The sequence below is a fragment of the Nocardia sp. NPDC051981 genome (assembly GCF_040680715.1).
Lineage (GTDB): Bacteria > Actinomycetota > Actinomycetes > Mycobacteriales > Mycobacteriaceae > Nocardia.
The window spans coordinates 302873-317468 of sequence record NZ_JBFAXK010000002.1 but is presented as its reverse complement, the minus strand read 5'-3'; the positions used below and the strand labels follow the sequence as shown (position 1 = coordinate 317468).

13 protein-coding genes are annotated in these 14596 nt (G+C 67.5%); 4 read left to right on the top strand and 9 right to left on the bottom strand.

Features of this window, described 5'->3' with window-relative positions:
• Nucleotides 1–45: 45 nt before the first annotated feature.
• From nirB to AB0L60_RS05370, 3 genes are all read right to left on the bottom strand, one after another.
• Nucleotides 46–2616 carry a nitrite reductase large subunit NirB gene (gene nirB / locus AB0L60_RS05380; protein WP_364607595.1) on the bottom strand — a complete coding sequence of 857 codons (2571 nt, stop codon included), beginning with the start codon at nt 2614–2616 and terminating at the stop codon, nt 46–48.
• A 24-nt stretch (nt 2617–2640) separates the two neighbouring features.
• Nucleotides 2641–4128: a nitrate/nitrite transporter gene (locus tag AB0L60_RS05375; protein ID WP_364608545.1), complete on the bottom strand. Its 1488-nt coding sequence runs from the start codon at nt 4126–4128 to the stop codon at nt 2641–2643.
• Between the two features lie 271 nt (nt 4129–4399).
• A complete protein-coding gene (locus tag AB0L60_RS05370; RefSeq protein WP_364608542.1) occupies nt 4400–5605 on the bottom strand; it encodes an MFS transporter in 1206 nt (401 codons plus the stop codon).
• 149 nt (nt 5606–5754) lie between these two features.
• Between AB0L60_RS05370 and AB0L60_RS05365 the strand changes: the two genes are divergently transcribed.
• Nucleotides 5755–6438, top strand: coding sequence for a FadR/GntR family transcriptional regulator (locus AB0L60_RS05365; RefSeq protein ID WP_364607592.1), 684 nt, complete (start codon nt 5755–5757; stop codon nt 6436–6438).
• A gap of 173 nt (nt 6439–6611) precedes the next feature.
• On the top strand, nt 6612–8072 hold the full coding sequence (locus tag AB0L60_RS05360) for a nitrate/nitrite transporter (protein WP_364607589.1): 1461 nt from the start codon (nt 6612–6614) through the stop codon (nt 8070–8072).
• Nucleotides 8073–8194: 122 nt separating this feature from the next.
• Here the strand turns inward: AB0L60_RS05360 and AB0L60_RS05355 are convergent, their stop codons facing one another.
• The 3 genes from AB0L60_RS05355 to AB0L60_RS05345 all read right to left on the bottom strand — a co-directional run bounded on the left by AB0L60_RS05355 (nt 8195) and on the right by AB0L60_RS05345 (nt 10650).
• The gene (locus AB0L60_RS05355) at nt 8195–9046 is read right to left on the bottom strand and encodes a TIGR02569 family protein (RefSeq protein WP_354834152.1); all 852 of its coding nucleotides are present in this window, start codon (nt 9044–9046) and stop codon (nt 8195–8197) included.
• A 179-nt stretch (nt 9047–9225) separates the two neighbouring features.
• A complete protein-coding gene (gene moeZ / locus AB0L60_RS05350; RefSeq protein WP_364607586.1) occupies nt 9226–10410 on the bottom strand; it encodes an adenylyltransferase/sulfurtransferase MoeZ in 1185 nt (394 codons plus the stop codon).
• Between the two features lie 96 nt (nt 10411–10506).
• On the bottom strand, nt 10507–10650 hold the full coding sequence (locus AB0L60_RS05345) for a hypothetical protein (RefSeq protein WP_364607583.1): 144 nt from the start codon (nt 10648–10650) through the stop codon (nt 10507–10509).
• 160 nt (nt 10651–10810) lie between these two features.
• Between AB0L60_RS05345 and AB0L60_RS05340 the strand changes: the two genes are divergently transcribed.
• On the top strand, nt 10811–11155 hold the full coding sequence (locus AB0L60_RS05340) for a hypothetical protein (protein WP_364607580.1): 345 nt from the start codon (nt 10811–10813) through the stop codon (nt 11153–11155).
• On the opposite strand, the gene AB0L60_RS05335 is transcribed toward AB0L60_RS05340, so the two are convergent.
• Entirely contained in the window at nt 11140–12099 is a 960-nt protein-coding gene (locus tag AB0L60_RS05335) for a DUF3152 domain-containing protein (RefSeq protein WP_364608538.1), read from the bottom strand. The two genes, AB0L60_RS05340 and AB0L60_RS05335, sit on opposite strands and share 16 nt — an antisense overlap.
• A 533-nt stretch (nt 12100–12632) precedes the next feature.
• On the opposite strand from AB0L60_RS05335, the gene AB0L60_RS05330 reads away from it, so the two are divergent.
• The gene (locus AB0L60_RS05330) at nt 12633–13298 is read left to right on the top strand and encodes a TetR/AcrR family transcriptional regulator (RefSeq protein WP_354834016.1); all 666 of its coding nucleotides are present in this window, start codon (nt 12633–12635) and stop codon (nt 13296–13298) included.
• Between the two features lie 108 nt (nt 13299–13406).
• On the opposite strand, the gene AB0L60_RS05325 is transcribed toward AB0L60_RS05330, so the two are convergent.
• Together AB0L60_RS05325 and AB0L60_RS05320 are read right to left on the bottom strand one after the other, a co-directional pair.
• Nucleotides 13407–13634: a DUF3107 domain-containing protein gene (locus AB0L60_RS05325; RefSeq protein ID WP_354834015.1), complete on the bottom strand. Its 228-nt coding sequence runs from the start codon at nt 13632–13634 to the stop codon at nt 13407–13409.
• Between the two features lie 173 nt (nt 13635–13807).
• Nucleotides 13808–14509 carry a ferritin-like fold-containing protein gene (locus AB0L60_RS05320; protein ID WP_364607575.1) on the bottom strand — a complete coding sequence of 234 codons (702 nt, stop codon included), beginning with the start codon at nt 14507–14509 and terminating at the stop codon, nt 13808–13810.
• Nucleotides 14510–14596 lie beyond the last annotated feature (87 nt).

Genomic DNA, 14596 nt, shown 5'->3' with positions numbered 1-14596 from the left:
TCCGAACGCCCTACCTATTGGTACCGGCGCCCTGTTTCCTCGCGGTTAAGCGGTCATTTCCCGTGCGTGGCGGTCTCTGGCGCGGGTCGCATTGACCGGGATGTCCGGGATTCCGAGCAGGACCGGCACCTTGCGCTCACCGGTCTCGTCGAAGCCGATGGTCGGGTCCGACTCCTCCGGAGCGTTCACGAAGGACACGAAGCGCGACAGCTTGCCCTCGTCCTCGAGCACCGCGGCCCACTCGTCCTTGTAGCCCTCGACGTGCTTGGCCATGGCCGCTTCCAGATCCGCGGCGATGCCCAGGCTGTCCTCGCAGACGACCTGCTCGAGGTAGTCGATGCCGCCCTCGAGGGCCTCCTGCCACGGCGCGGTGCGCTGCAGCCGGTCGGCGGTGCGGATGTAAAACATCAGGTAGCGGTCGATGTACTTGATCAGCGTCTCGTCGTCGAGCTCGCCGGCCAGCAGCACCGCGTGCTTCGGGGTCAGACCGCCGTTGCCGCCGACGTACAGGTTCCAGCCGTGCTCGGTGGCGATGACGCCGACGTCCTTGCCGCGCGCCTCCGCGCACTCGCGGGCGCAACCCGACACCGCCAGCTTCAGCTTGTGCGGGGAACGCAAACCGCGGTAACGCTTTTCGAGCAGCACGGCCATGCCGACCGAGTCCTGCTGGCCGTAGCGGCACCAGGTCGAACCCACGCAGGATTTCACCGTGCGCAGCGACTTCCCGTACGCGTGGCCGGATTCCATGCCCGCGTCCACCAGACGCTTCCAGATCAGCGGCAGCTGCTCGACGCGGGCGCCGAACAGGTCGATGCGCTGACCACCGGTGACCTTCACGTACAGGTCGAACTCCTTGGCCACCTCACCGATGGTGATGAGCTGCTCGGCGGTCACCTCACCGCCGGGCATGCGCGGCACCACCGAGTAGGTGCCGTTCTTCTGCAGGTTGGCCAGGAAGTGGTCGTTGGTGTCCTGCAGCGAGGCCTGCTCGCCGTCGAGGATGTGATCGCTCGAGGTGGACGCCAGGATGGAGGCGACGGTCGGCTTGCAGATGTCGCAGCCGGTTCCGGTGCCGTACTTGGCGATCAGACCCGAGAAGGTGCGGATGCCGGTCGACTGGATGATGTGGAACAGCTCCGCGCGCGACTGCGTGAAGTGCTCGCACAGCGACCTGGAGACCTCCACGCCCGACTGCTCCAGCAGCTTCTTGAGCATGGGAACGCAACCGCCGCAGGAGGTTCCGGCATTGGTGCAGCTCTTGATGGCCGGCACGTCGCAGGCGCCGTCGGCGATGGCGCCGCAGATCGTGCCCTTGGAGACGTTGTTGCAGGAGCAGATCTGGGCGTCGCCGGGCAGCGCGTCCGCGCCCAGTTCCGCACCCGCCGGGGAGATCAGCGCGGCCGGATCGGCCGGCAGCGGGCGGCCGACCAGCGGGCGCAGCGCCGAGTACTGGGTGGCGTCACCGACCAGGACGCCGCCGAGCAGGGTCTGGGCGTCATCGGAGACAACGAGTTTCGCGTAGGTGCCCTTGGCGGCGTCGTGCAGCACCACCGAGAGCGCGCCAGCGGTCCGGCCGTGCGCGTCACCGAAGCTGGCCACGTCCACACCCAACAGCTTGAGCTTGGTGGACATATCCGCGCCGGGGAACTCGCCTGCACCGCCGAGGAGACGGTCGGCCACTACCTCGGCAGTGCTGTAGCCGGGGGCGACCAGGCCATAGCAGACGCCCTCGACCGCGGCGACCTCGCCGATGGCGTAGATGTTCGGGTCCGAGGTCTGCAGGCTCAGATCGGTGATGACACCGCCGCGCTCGCCGACCTCCAGCCCGGCGCTGCGGGCGATCTCGTCACGCGGACGCACACCGGCGGCGAAAACCACCAGCGCCGAACGCAATTCGCTACCGTCGGAGAAGGTGACCTTGAGCCGCTCGGCGACCGGTGCGCCCTCGACGGTCTCGATGGTGGAGGTGCCGACACCGGTGTGCACGGCCAGGCCCAGCTCGGTCACCAGCTTCTCGAGGATGGCGCCGCCGCCCTCGTCGATCTGGGCCGGCATCAGCCATTTGTTGAACTCGACCACATGCGGGGTCATGCCCAGCAGCCGCAGCGCGTTGGCCGCCTCCAGGCCGAGCAGACCGCCGCCGACCACGATGCCGACCGCGCCCGGACCGGCCGCCTCGGCCGCGGCCCGGATGCCGTCCAGGTCCTCGAGCGTGCGGTAGACGAGGCAGCCCTCGGCGTCGTGGCCCGGCACCGGCGGCACGAAGGCGTAGGAGCCGGTCGCGAGAACCAGTGCGTCGTAACCGATCACCTCACCCGTGGAGGTGGTGACCTTGCGGGCGATGCGGTCGACGGCGTCGGCCTTCACGCCGAGCCGGACGTCGACCAGGGTGTCGCCCTCGTAGTCGTTGCCGGGCAGTGCCAGCGCGGACGCCTCCCAGCTGCCGACGTAGGAGGACAGGCCGACGCGGTCGTAGGCGGCCAGCTTCTCCTCGCTGAGGACGATGACCTGCCAGGTTCCGGCCTCGTCACGGGAGCGCAGCGCCTCCACGAAGCGGTGTCCGACCATGCCGTGGCCGACCACCACAACGGTTTTGCGTTCGATGCTGTGGGTCATGACAGTCCCTTTCGCGAATGGACGTCAGGCGCGAGCCGACGAGGTGGACGAGGAATCGGTTGCGGCGGAGCCGGCTTCGGCTTCGAGGACCAGAGCCTCGGCCTCGACGACGACATCGGCGTCGGTGGTTTCGGAGGTCAGCGAGCGCAGGCTCGGGCGGCGCATGAAGACCGCCCGGCAGACGGCGGCGCAGACCACGTAGAAGGCCATGAAGACCCAGAACGCGGTGGTCGCGGACTTGGTGGAGGCGTAGGAGGAGCGCAGCACCAGGTTGATGCCGACACCGCCCAGCGCGCCGATGGCGCCGACGAAGCCGATGAGCGCGCCCGAGGTGTTGCGGGCCCAGGCCGCCCGGGTGGCCGAATCACCGTCCAGGGAGCGGGATTTGGCCTCGAACACCGACGGGATGATCTTGGTGACCGCCCCGTTGCCGAAGCCCGAGATGACGAACAGCGCGGTGAAGCCGACGATCATGGCCACCAGCACGCCGCCCTGCGGGTGTCCGGCGCGATCACCCAGGGTCGAGGCCACCGTGACCACCAAGGCCGCCACCGTCATGGCGGCGAAGGTGAGCAGCGTGACCTTGCTGCCGCCGATACGGTCGGCCCACTTGCCGCCGTAGGGACGGGCCAGCGAACCCAGCAGCGGGCCGATGAACGCGATCTGCGCGGCGTGCAGGGTGGCCGCGGCGACGCTCGCGCCGCCGGCCTTGAAGCTGATCTGCAGCACCTGGCCGAAGGCGAAGCTGTAGCCGATGAAGGAACCGAAGGTGCCGATGTAGAGGAAAGCGATAGCCCAGGACTGCGGCACCCGCAGCGCCTTCAGCATGTAGGACAGGTCGGCCTTCTGGTTCTTGACGTTGTCCATATAGAGGGCCGCGCCCAGCGCCGCCACCACGATCAGGACCAGGTAGACCGCGCACACCACCGAGGCATTGCCGTAGTGGTTGCCCAGGGTGGCGATCACCGCCAGGCCGACCAGCTGCACCACCGGCACGCCGATATTGCCGCCGCCCGCATTGACGCCCAGCGCCCAGCCCTTGAGCCGCTGCGGGAAGAAGACGTTGATATTGGACATCGACGACGAGAAGTTGCCGCCGCCGACACCCGCGAAGGCCGCCACGACCAGGAAGGTCGTGTAGGAGGTGCCCGGCTGGTTGACGAAGTACAGCGTCAGCAGCGTCGGGATCAGCAGCAGCAGCGCGCTCACGATGGTCCAGTTACGACCGCCGAACTTGGCGGTGGCCACGGTGTACGGGATCCGCATGAAGCCGCCGACCAGGGTCGGCATCGCGCCCAGAAAGAACTTGCCGGCCGGGTCGATGCCGAACTTGTCGGCCGGCATGAACAGCACCATGACCGACCAGATCGACCACACCGAGAACCCGACGTGCTCGGCGAACACCGACCAGATCAGGTTGCGGCGAGCGATGTTCTTACCACCGGCTTCCCAGGCCACGACATCCTCGGCATCCCAATGCTCGATGTCGCGCTTGCGGGTCAGCGTCGTCAACAAGAGGCCCTCCTGAAATCTGGATGGCCCCAAGGTAGGAAATCGGTATTGCGTCGATGCTGCGCGAAATGACCGGCAAATCAACGGTTGCTCACGAATATTGGGCAACCGGCGTGAGCAGTGACCTCATGTTTCAACCATGTGACACAAGGGTTTCCGGCGGCCACAAATCGCCAGGAACGCTAAGAAACGCGTAACCGAGCCGGAAGTTGAGAGCCTTGCCACGAAATCATGGCCCCAACCTCACGGCTCGGCAACTCGAACAGTGAATTTATTTCCAGGTGTCTTCCAGCATCTGCGGCTTGCACGCCACCCAGGCGCCCGCCATCAGGATCAGGACCGCCACCATCAGGAACCCGAACGGCGCCAGCCAACCCCCGGTCATCGTGTGCAGCGCGCCGAACAGCAGCGGGCCCACGCATGCCACCGAGTAGCCGACACCCTGGGTGAAGCCGGACAGCGCGGCCGAACCGGCGCCGGTGCGGGTCCGCAGGTTGATCAGGGTCAGCGCCATCGGGAAGGTCGACGGGCCCAGGCCCACCGCCAGCACCCACAGCAGCGGGGCGCTCATCGGCGCGAGCAGCAGACCGGCGAAGCCGATGAAGAAGAACACCGCGCAGCCGATGACGACCGGGAACGGATTGGCCATGCGGCCCACCACGATCGGCGCGCTCAATGCCGCCACCAGGCCGATGAGGGCGAAGATGCCGACCATGCTGCCGCCGAAGGAGGCGCTGGCGCCGGCGTCGCTGAAGATCGTCGGCATCCAGGTGAACAGCGAATAGGTGATCAGCGAGGTCATGCCGAACATGAAGGCCATGCCCCACGCCACCGGCGAGCGCCACACCTTGCCGGTGGATTCGACCGCGTCCGAAGGCAATTCGGTGGTGTCGACGCGGGCGCGGTCACCCCGCACCCGCAGCACCGCGATCCACGGCAGCGCGGCGGCGAAGGCCAGCGCGGCCCACATGCCCAGCGACAGCCGCCAGCCGTGCGCGTCCGCGACCGGCACCGCGATCAGGGCCGGGAACACGGTGCCCAGCTGCACCATCACTATGTAGACCGAGCTGAGCGTGGCCAAGCGATCCGAGAAGTACCGCTTGACCAGCGGCGGGATCACCACATTGCCGATGCCCATGCCGGCCAGCGCCAGCGCGGAGAAGGCCAGCAGCTCCCAGGTGGCGGGCACCAGCGCGCGGATCACCGAGCCGACACCGGTCATGAGCATGGCCACCAGGGCGGTTGTCTCCAGGCCCAGACGACGCGACAGCACCGGGGTCAGCAGCCCGCCGAGGGCGAACATGGCGGTCGGCAGCATGCCGAACACGCCGACCACCGCGGTGGAGTAGCCGATGTCCTGCCCGATGCGGGCGGCGAGCGGGGTGAATGCGGTGACGGCGACGCGGAGGGTGAGAGCGGACATGACGATGGCGACGAGCACGAGCAGGCGGCCCTCGAACGGGGCGCGCTTCGACATCTCGGGGCGGAACCCGGTCGTCTCGCTCGGGGCATTGGAAAGGCCCCGCAGCGGGGCCTTTGTCTCATCCATCGTCGCAGTCACCCGGAAATCATAGGATGACCCGATGATGTGATGCAACGAATGTGAGGCAGGGTACGCTGTCACCCGTGCAACCAGTCCGGCGCACGAGCCTCATCGCCCAGGTGACCGAGCAGCTTCGTGCCGAAATCCGTTCCGGCCGTTGGGCCGTCGGCTCGCGTATCCCCACCGAACCCGAGCTCACCGAACTCACCGGCACCGGCCGCAATACCGTGCGCGAGGCCGTCCAGGCCCTCGTGCACGCCGGCATGCTCGAGCGCAGACAGGGCTCGGGCACCTACGTCATCTCCACCTCCACCCTCGGCGGCACCCTCACCGAGTACCTGGCCGACGCGCAGCAGCGCGATGTCCTGGAACTGCGACGGGCCCTCGACACCACCGCCGCCCGGTTGGCCGCCGAGCGCCGCGACGACACCGACATCGCGACCCTGCGACGCGTGCTCGAAGAACGGAACCGCTACTGGGACACCGACTTCGACGCCGCTATCGAGGCCGACGTGCAACTGCACCGCGCCATCGTGGTCGCCAGCCACAATGCGGTATACCTGGAGTTCTACGACTCGCTGCTGCCCGTCATCGCGGCCGGCATCCGCTTCCGGTCCGAGCGCGAGGGCGAGACGTACCACGACGAGCACGCCGAACTGGTGCAGGCGGTCATCGACGGCGATCCGGACCGGGCGGCCCGCACCGCCAATTGCTTCCTCGACTCGCTCATGGCCGAATACCGGACGCTTGATACGAAATTCGAGTAACCGAAAGGTCACCACGCGACACGCCGCCGGGTGAGGTCGAATTACCGTCTCCGTCACGGAAAAACACTCGGATGTAAAAAGCGCTTCCTACGGTTGGACGCGACCGCAGCGGTTCCCCGACGACCGGGAACCCATGATGAGGGCGGTCGCGACAGCCGAGAGGACAGCTGCTCATGGCAACCGTAGTAGAGGCACCGGAAACGACCTTCGCCTTCCAAAGACGCGGACGGTGGATCGACCGCTGGGAACCGGACAACAGTGAATTCTGGGAAAACGGGGGTAAACAAACCGCCCGGAAAAATCTGATCTTCTCCGTTTTCGCGGAGAACCTCGGATTCAGCGTCTGGGTGCTGTGGGCCAGCGTGGTCACCGCCATGGGCTCGGCCGGATTCGCCTTCCTGAGCGCGAAGAATCCCGACTCGGTCAACAACGCGCTGCTGCTCACCTCCACCCCGACCCTGGTCGGCGCGGCCCTGCGCGTGCCCTACACCTTCGCCATCCCGCGCTTCGGCGGCCGCGCCTTCACCGCCTTCAGCGCGGCCATGCTGCTGATCCCCACGCTGGGTCTGGCGTATTTCATCAACCAGCCGAGCACACCCATGTGGGTGTTCATGGTGCTGGCCGCACTCGCGGGTGTCGGCGGCGGCAACTTCTCGTCGTCGATGGCCAATATCAACTTCTTCTTCCCCGAGGGCAAGAAGGGCGCGGCGCTGGGCATCAATGCCGCGGGCGGCAATCTCGGTGTGGCACAGACACAATTGTTCGTGCCGCTCATCATCACGCTCGGCACCCACATCATGGCCAAGAACCCGGGCGGCTACCGGTTCGGCATCACTCTCGCTGTGCTGGTGTGGATTCCGTTCATCCTCGTCGCCCTGTTCGGAGCGCTGCGCTACATGGACTCGCTGTCCGGCGCGAAATCCGATGGCAAGTCCTACGAACTGGCCCTGAAGAACCGCCACACCTGGGTGATGGCCATCCTCTACATCGGCACCTTCGGGTCCTTCATCGGCTTCTCCTTCGCCTTCCCCACCCTGCTCAAGGCCAACTTCCCGAGCCTGGCCAAGATCGGCTGGATGGGCACCCTGGGCAACCTGGCCTTCCTCGGCGCGCTCGTGGGTTCCATGAGCCGGCCCTTCGGCGGCTGGATCGCCGACAAGCTCAGCGGCGCGAAGATCACGCTGTACGTCTTCGGTGGCATGGCGGTCGCCGCCGCGCTCATCGTGGCGTCGTTGTCGGCCAAGAACTTTCCGCTGTACCTGATCTCGTTCCTGCTGCTGTTCGTGTTCAGCGGCATCGGCAACGGGTCGACCTACCGGATGATCCCGATGATCTTCACCGCCGAAGCACGGCGGCACGCCTCGGAGACCGGTCAGGGCATCGGGGCGGCCCTGATCTCCGCGAAACGGCAGGCGGGTGCGGCCATCGGCGTCATCGGCGCGATCGGCGCGGCGGGCGGCTGGATCCTGCAGCAGGCCCTGCGACTGTCGAACACCCACTACCACAGCATGAATCCGGCCTTCTGGGGCTACGTGGTGGCCTACCTCGCCATGGGCGCGATCTGCTGGTGGTTCTACCTGCGCTCGTCCTTCGCGGTCGGACGCGCACCCTCCCTGGCCCACGCCAACGTCTGACGGACCCAACTCTCAGGCAATGACTTTGGAAGCGCCCCCTTCCAGAGATCCCCATCCTCAGGGGAACAGAAAGGCCGCGCCGGATTCGTCGCCCGGCGCGGCCTTTCCGGCTGTTCATCCCCCTAGAGCAGCAGGCGGATCATGTCGGCGGTGCGGGCCAGGCCCGGGAACGCCTCGGGGGTGGATCGCGGGTGCAGGGCGTGCACGGCGAGGCGGAACATGACCGCGCGCACCAGCATCTGCGGCCATTCGGGAAGATCGCCCCAGCGTTCCAGCAGGCCGTCGTCCGCACCGCCCCAGGACAGGGCGTCGACCACGATGACCGCCGCCGCCCAGGGAGCCGGCCGCCAGTACGGGGTGATATCGGTGAGACCGGGCGCGAAACCTCCCGAGAACAGGACGGTTCCGAACAGATCGCCGTGCACCAGCTGCGCGGGAGTGGTCACCGGTTTGCGCAGCGTGGACAGCTGAGTGATCAGGATCTGGCTGCGGTCACCGTCCGGGGAGGTGGCCTGCAGCATGCCGCCCAGCTTGAGACTGCGCAGCGGAACCGCTTCCCACGCAGCGCGATCCGCGGCCGCGAAGACATCCACATCCACCCACGGCGCGACCGGCTGCGCGGCCAGGAAACGCGGACGCTCCAGCCGCGCGGTCACCTGGTGCAGGCGCAGGGACAACGACACCACTTCGTCGTGCCGCGGCTCCGGCATGCCCTCGAGGAAGGTGTCAGCGCGCCAACCGGATACGACATATCGTCCATCGGTGGCGCGCACCGGCCGCGCCAGGCGGAGCCCGTCCACCCGCAGGGTCTCGCGTACCTTGGCCGACCACGCCGCTCGCGCGTGATCGGTCACCGGGCTCAGGACCACATCGCCACAACGCCAGCCGCCGTCCCAGTTCCCCAGCGGAACCGGCACTTCCTCGCGCAACCCGAAGGTCGAGCGCACATGCTCGGGAGGTTCCACAGCAGTCATGGTCACGCCGCGTACGGTACCGCTGTACCGCCTCCCCGCGACTTAAGGCCAGACTGGGAGCCATCGGAGTGTCGTCGGCGACCGGCGGTCGGGCGCGTCACCAATTTCGGACGTACCCGGGGAGTTACCCGGATCCTTCCGAAATCAGTTGTCACGTCCCGATCGATCAACGTTCTCGGTCAGTAGACCGGTAGCGACGGGTCGACCTGGTTGGCCCAGGCGACGATTCCGCCTTGGAGGTGGGTGGCATCGGAGAAGCCCGCGTTCTTGAGCGCCGCGAGCGCCTCCGCCGACCGGATTCCGGTCTTGCAGTGCAGGACGATCGGGGTGTTCTGGGGCAGTTCGGACAGGGCCTCGCCGGAGAGGATGCGGTCCTTGGGGATCAGGGTCGCGCCCTCGATGCGGACGATGTCCCATTCGACGGGCTCGCGCACATCGATGATGGCGATGTCCTTGCCGGCGTCGAGCATCTCCTTGAGGTCCCGGGCGGTGATGGTGGAGCCGATGGCCGCGGCCTGGCCCTCCTCCGACACCACGCCGCAGAACGCGTCGTAGTCGATGAGCTCGGTGATGGGCTGACGCTCCGGATCGCGGCGCAGCTTGATGGTGCGGTAGCTCATGTCCAGTGCGTCGTACACCATGAGCCGGCCCAGCAGCGGGTCGCCGATACCGGTGATCAGCTTGATCGCCTCGGTCACCATGATCGAGCCGATGGAGGCGCACAGCACGCCCAGCACGCCGCCCTCGGCGCAGGACGGAACCATGCCCGGCGGCGGAGCCTCCGGGTAGAGGTCGCGGTAGTTGATGCCGCGGCCATCGGGGGCGTCCTCCCAGAACACCGAGACCTGGCCCTCGAACCGGTAGATCGAGCCCCACACGTAGGGCTTGCCGGCCAGGACCGCGGCGTCGTTGACGAGGTAGCGGGTGGCGAAGTTGTCGGTACCGTCGACGATCAGGTCGTAACGACTGAACAGCTCGACCGCATTGTCGGGTTCGAGGCGAATCTTGTGCAGCTCCACGGTGATTCCGGAGTTGATCTCCAGAATCGAATCGCGGGCGCTGTCCGCCTTGGAACGGCCGATATCGGACTCGCCGTGAATGATCTGACGCTGCAGGTTGGAGGCATCGACCTCGTCGAACTCCACGATGCCGAGCGTGCCGACACCGGCGGCCGCCAGGTACAGCAGTGCCGGGGAGCCCAGCCCGCCGGCGCCGATCACCAGCACCTTGGCGTTCTTCAAGCGTTTCTGACCGTCCACCCCGAGGTCCGGGATGATCAGGTGGCGGCTGTAGCGGGCGACCTCGTCCCTGGTCAGCTCCGCCGCCGGCTCCACCAGGGGCGGCAGGGAGGGATGCGATGACACGTCTTCGGACTCCTCAATCGAATTCGCCGGATACTCGCGGCCATTGATGCAACACCGCGGGGCGGGTCGTTCTTCCCCAAGCCTACGGATGTCACGTCACAGCCGGGCGGGGAGGTCGAACAGCCCGAAGAGGTCCGGGGAGTGGAACAGATCCAGGCGGGCGAAGCCGTCGCGATCGAGGGTGAGGACGTGGAGGTTGGCGGCCTCGAGGACATCGCCGCGCTCGACGTAGGCGGCCATGGCCGGGCGGTTGTTGGCTCGCCGCTGGCGGGCACGCGCATGAGCCGGATCGGCGAACGCTGATTGATCGCGGCCGGACTGCTGCTGGCGGGGATCGGCCTGCTCTGGATCGCCCTGGCCGCCGGGGCCGGGGGCCGGTTACCCGGCGCTGATCGGGCCGATGCTGCTGACCGGTATCGGCATCTCGGCCGCCATGCCCGCGGTGCAGAACGCGGCGATCAGTTCGGTCGGACCGGAGTCCATCGGTACCGCGTCGGGGATCTACAACGCGCTGCGCCAGCTCGGCGGCAGCTTCGGAATCGCGGTCACCTCAGCGGTTTTCACCGTCGCCGGCGGCTACACCTCGACGACGGCGGTTCAGCACGGCTTCCGCGCGGCGCTGCTCACCGCCGCGGCGGCGACCCTGGGCGCCCCGGCGGGTCTGGGCGTCGCCCGGCACCGGCCTTCGGCCGCAACGGAATCGGTGCCCGCCGTCGCGGTGGAGGGCGCTCAGGCCCGCGGGTAGGGCCACGGGTTGAAGCGGCAGGTCTTGCCGTCCATCGGCACCACGCCTTCGGGATCGAGCTTCGCGATGTCGTTGTTCCTGGTCCCGAAGGTCTGCTGCATCATGACCGGCGCCAGCCCGCCGTCGACCTCGCACGGCTGGTGCTCGTGGTAGCCGATGGCATGTCCCACTTCGTGATTGATCTGGTACTGCCGGTAGGAGCCGACATCGCCCTCGAAGGCCAGCGCCCCGCGCACCCAGCGCACCTCCGAGAGCACCACACGGCCCAGATCGGCGTTGTAGCAGGAGGAGTCGACCGGGATCTCGAAACCGCAGGACTTGCGGGTGGTGTCGCGGGAGGTCAGCGAGATGCGGAAATCCGGAGTGCCGGTGTCCACGCGCCGGAAGCCGAAACGCGGATCATGGGTCCAGGACTTGGGATTCGCGAGCGTGGCGTCGACCATCTGGCCGATGGCCGGATCACCGCCGAGGCTGGCGGTGTCCACGCCGTCCTCGATCTCCACGGTGTAGGTGAACACGTGCTGGGAGCTGGTGCCGACCTGCGCGGTATTGCCGGGCACCACGTGCCAGTTGCCGGTGCCGGTATCGGTGTAGGGACCGCCGGGCGGGACCGCGCCGGTGGGCAGATCGGCCGCGTACTTGCCGTCGCCCTTGGGGGCGCCGCCGATGATGCCGCTGGGCTTGTCGGTGTGCTCGCTGAGGCGGCCGAAGCCGGGAAGTCCGGTGCTGGCGTCGTCGGTGTGGCGCAGGGCGTCCACGACGACCAGGACGGTGATGACCAGCAGCACGGGCAGGGCGTAGGCGCGCCAGCCGTAGGTGCTCACGAAGCGGCCCAGCGGACTCTGCTTCTTGGTCTCGCGATCGGGACGCTGCCGGTTGCGGGCGTCGGCGGGCGGGGCGGTCGGATCCCAGCGGGCGCGCAGCGGCTGGTGCGGCAGCGGCAGGTGATCACCGGCGGGCTGACTCGGATCAGGTGCGGGTTCGGGCGGTGTGATGAGCCCGGAAGATACCGCGGGGCCGGTCTGCGATGCGCTGGCGTCGGTGTACAAACCCAGCGGATCGTGGATCGGCCCGCCGGGTCTTCCTCGGCGCTCGTTACCGGCGGTGTTCGGCACATCTGCCCCCACGGGGCGGCGCGAATCAGGCCCGCCGGAACTACTGCCCCCATGGTCGGTCACGACTGACAGACTCTCATAGCCCGCCCCCACGCACGGCAGGGCCGTCGCCACGCGCTGCTATTGCTGCGAGATATCTCACGCCAATGCGGCAGAGCTCACAAATCAGAACATGTGCTACACAGTTGTGATCGGCCTCGCATAATCGACTGCGAGTCCCACTCGACCATCACAGGTGCTGATCGACAACAACCAGCACACCAAAATTCGGAACCTGGATCGGCACGGGCCCCATGAGCGAGTATCGTTCGTGGGATACCGGTGACATCCTTCCCACCGGGAATCAACTGGGAGAAAAGGCAATGACTGACCTCGTGGACCGGATGACGTCGCACCGCATGTCATCCGAGGCCATGGCGGCGAGCAAGCGCGGAACCCGCCTGCCCCGTGAGGCGCGCCGGGCGCAGCTACTCGCGGCCGCCAGCGAGGTCTTCGTGCTACGCGGCTATCACGCCTCGGGCATGGATGAGATCTCGCAGTGCGCCGGCGTCAGCAAACCGGTGCTCTACCAGCACTTCTCGAGCAAGCTCGAACTGTATCTGGCGGTCCTGCAGAACTACGTCGACGCCCTGGTGTCGAGCGTGCGCCAGGCACTGCGCTCCACCACTGACAACAAGCAGCGCGTGCGCGCCGCCGTGCAGGCCTACTTCGACTTCGTCGATCACGAAACCCAGGGCTTCCGACTGGTTTTCGAATCCGATCTGACCAATGAGCCGCAGGTGCAGCGCCGCGTCGAGCAGGCCACCGAGGCCTGTGTGGACGCGGTCTTCGACCTGGTGGCCCACGACTCCGGCCTGGAGCCGTACCGCGCCCGTGTGCTCGCCGTCGGCCTGGTCGGCGCCAGCCAGCTGAGCGCGCGCTACTGGCTCGAGGCTGACCGGCCGATCAGCAAGGACGACGCGGTCGACACCACCGTCGCATTGTGCTGGGGCGGCCTGAAGCATGTGCCGTTGCACCCGATGGATTGAGAAATTTCCTTAATCCCCGGCAACAACAAAAGAATTGCCCCGCCGAGCGGCTCGGCGGGGCAATTCTTTTATGTCACTAGGGGTTTCAGGAAGTCCCCGAGAGTTCGGCTAGACGGCCGCGAAGCCGACGCGACCCGAGGAAGGGGTGCCGATCTCGACGTAGGCGACCTTCGCGGCCTGGATCAGGAACTTGCGGCCCTTCTCGTCGGTCAGCGTGACGACGCCGCCCTCACCCTGGAGCGCGCCGGTGACGGCCGCCTCGACCTCGGCGGGGGTCTGCGAGCTGTTGATGACGAGCTCACGCGGGCTATCCGAAATGCCGATCTTGACCTCCACGGCCAACCTCCGAACCTAGAGTCCTTGTGCTGTCCTGATCACGCTAGCGCAGCCGGGACAGCGTCCGGCCGCGACCGCCTGCGCTGTCAGCGAACAGCACCCACGGCACTGTCGGGGAACAGCCACCTCGGCACTGTCGGGGAACAGCGCAGACGGCAGGAAGAACGAGAGCGTCAGCTCAGGCCGAGGACGCGCATGCGCTCGGCGTGACTGTTCTGCATGTGCTCGAACAGCGTGGCGACGCCGTTCAGATCGCCGGTGGCGGTGAGCACCAGCTCGGTGAGCCCGTCGCGCTGCGCCATCACGTACTGCGCCTGGGTGATGGCCTCGCCCAGCAGGCGGCGGCCCCACAGCGCCAGCCGGTCCCGCTCGGACCGGTTCTGGGCGACCGCGGTGCGCACCTCCTCGATGACGAATTCGGAGTGGCTGGTCTCGGCCAGCACGTCCCGCACCACGTCGGCGACCTCGGGAGCCAGGGCGCCGGCGATCTCGGTGTAGAAGTCGGCGGCGATGCCATCGCCGACGTAGAACTTGACCATCGACTCCAGCCAGGTGGAGGGGTCGGTGGAGGCGTGATAAGCGTCCAGGGCGCGCACGAACGGGGCCATGGCGTCGAAGATGTCGACGCCACGGTCGGCCAGCGCCTGCTCCAGGGTCTTGAAGTGTTCCATCTCGTTGCCGGCCATCTTGGCGACGGCCACCCGGCCGCGCAGCGTGGGCGACAGCTTGGCCTCTTCGGCGAGACGGTAGAAGGCGGAGATCTCACCGTAGGCGAGGACCGCGAAGAGGTCGGTGGCTCCAGGATGTTCGGCGGAGATGCGGCCGTCGGAAGACTCCGAGGCAGCGCCGAGCGCAGTGGACGAGTTTGCTCCCATGGGACCCCACCCTAGCGGCCGGAAACGACGCGCATTCACCCATCGGCGGCGACACCCGGGGCGCACCCTCGATACGTTCGTAAGCCC

Coding starts and splice junctions, on each gene's coding strand:
- nirB (WP_364607595.1), bottom strand. CDS start 2,616: ATGACCCACAGCATCGAACGCAAAACCGTTGTGGTGGTCGGCCACGGC.
- AB0L60_RS05355 (WP_354834152.1), bottom strand. CDS start 9,046: ATGACTGCTGTGGAACCTCCCGAGCATGTGCGCTCGACCTTCGGGTTG.
- AB0L60_RS05370 (WP_364608542.1), bottom strand. CDS start 5,605: ATGTCGAAGCGCGCCCCGTTCGAGGGCCGCCTGCTCGTGCTCGTCGCC.
- AB0L60_RS05345 (WP_364607583.1), bottom strand. CDS start 10,650: ATGGCCGCCTACGTCGAGCGCGGCGATGTCCTCGAGGCCGCCAACCTC.
- AB0L60_RS05320 (WP_364607575.1), bottom strand. CDS start 14,509: ATGGGAGCAAACTCGTCCACTGCGCTCGGCGCTGCCTCGGAGTCTTCC.
- AB0L60_RS05340 (WP_364607580.1), top strand. CDS start 10,811: ATGCTGCTGACCGGTATCGGCATCTCGGCCGCCATGCCCGCGGTGCAG.
- AB0L60_RS05360 (WP_364607589.1), top strand. CDS start 6,612: ATGGCAACCGTAGTAGAGGCACCGGAAACGACCTTCGCCTTCCAAAGA.
- AB0L60_RS05330 (WP_354834016.1), top strand. CDS start 12,633: ATGACTGACCTCGTGGACCGGATGACGTCGCACCGCATGTCATCCGAG.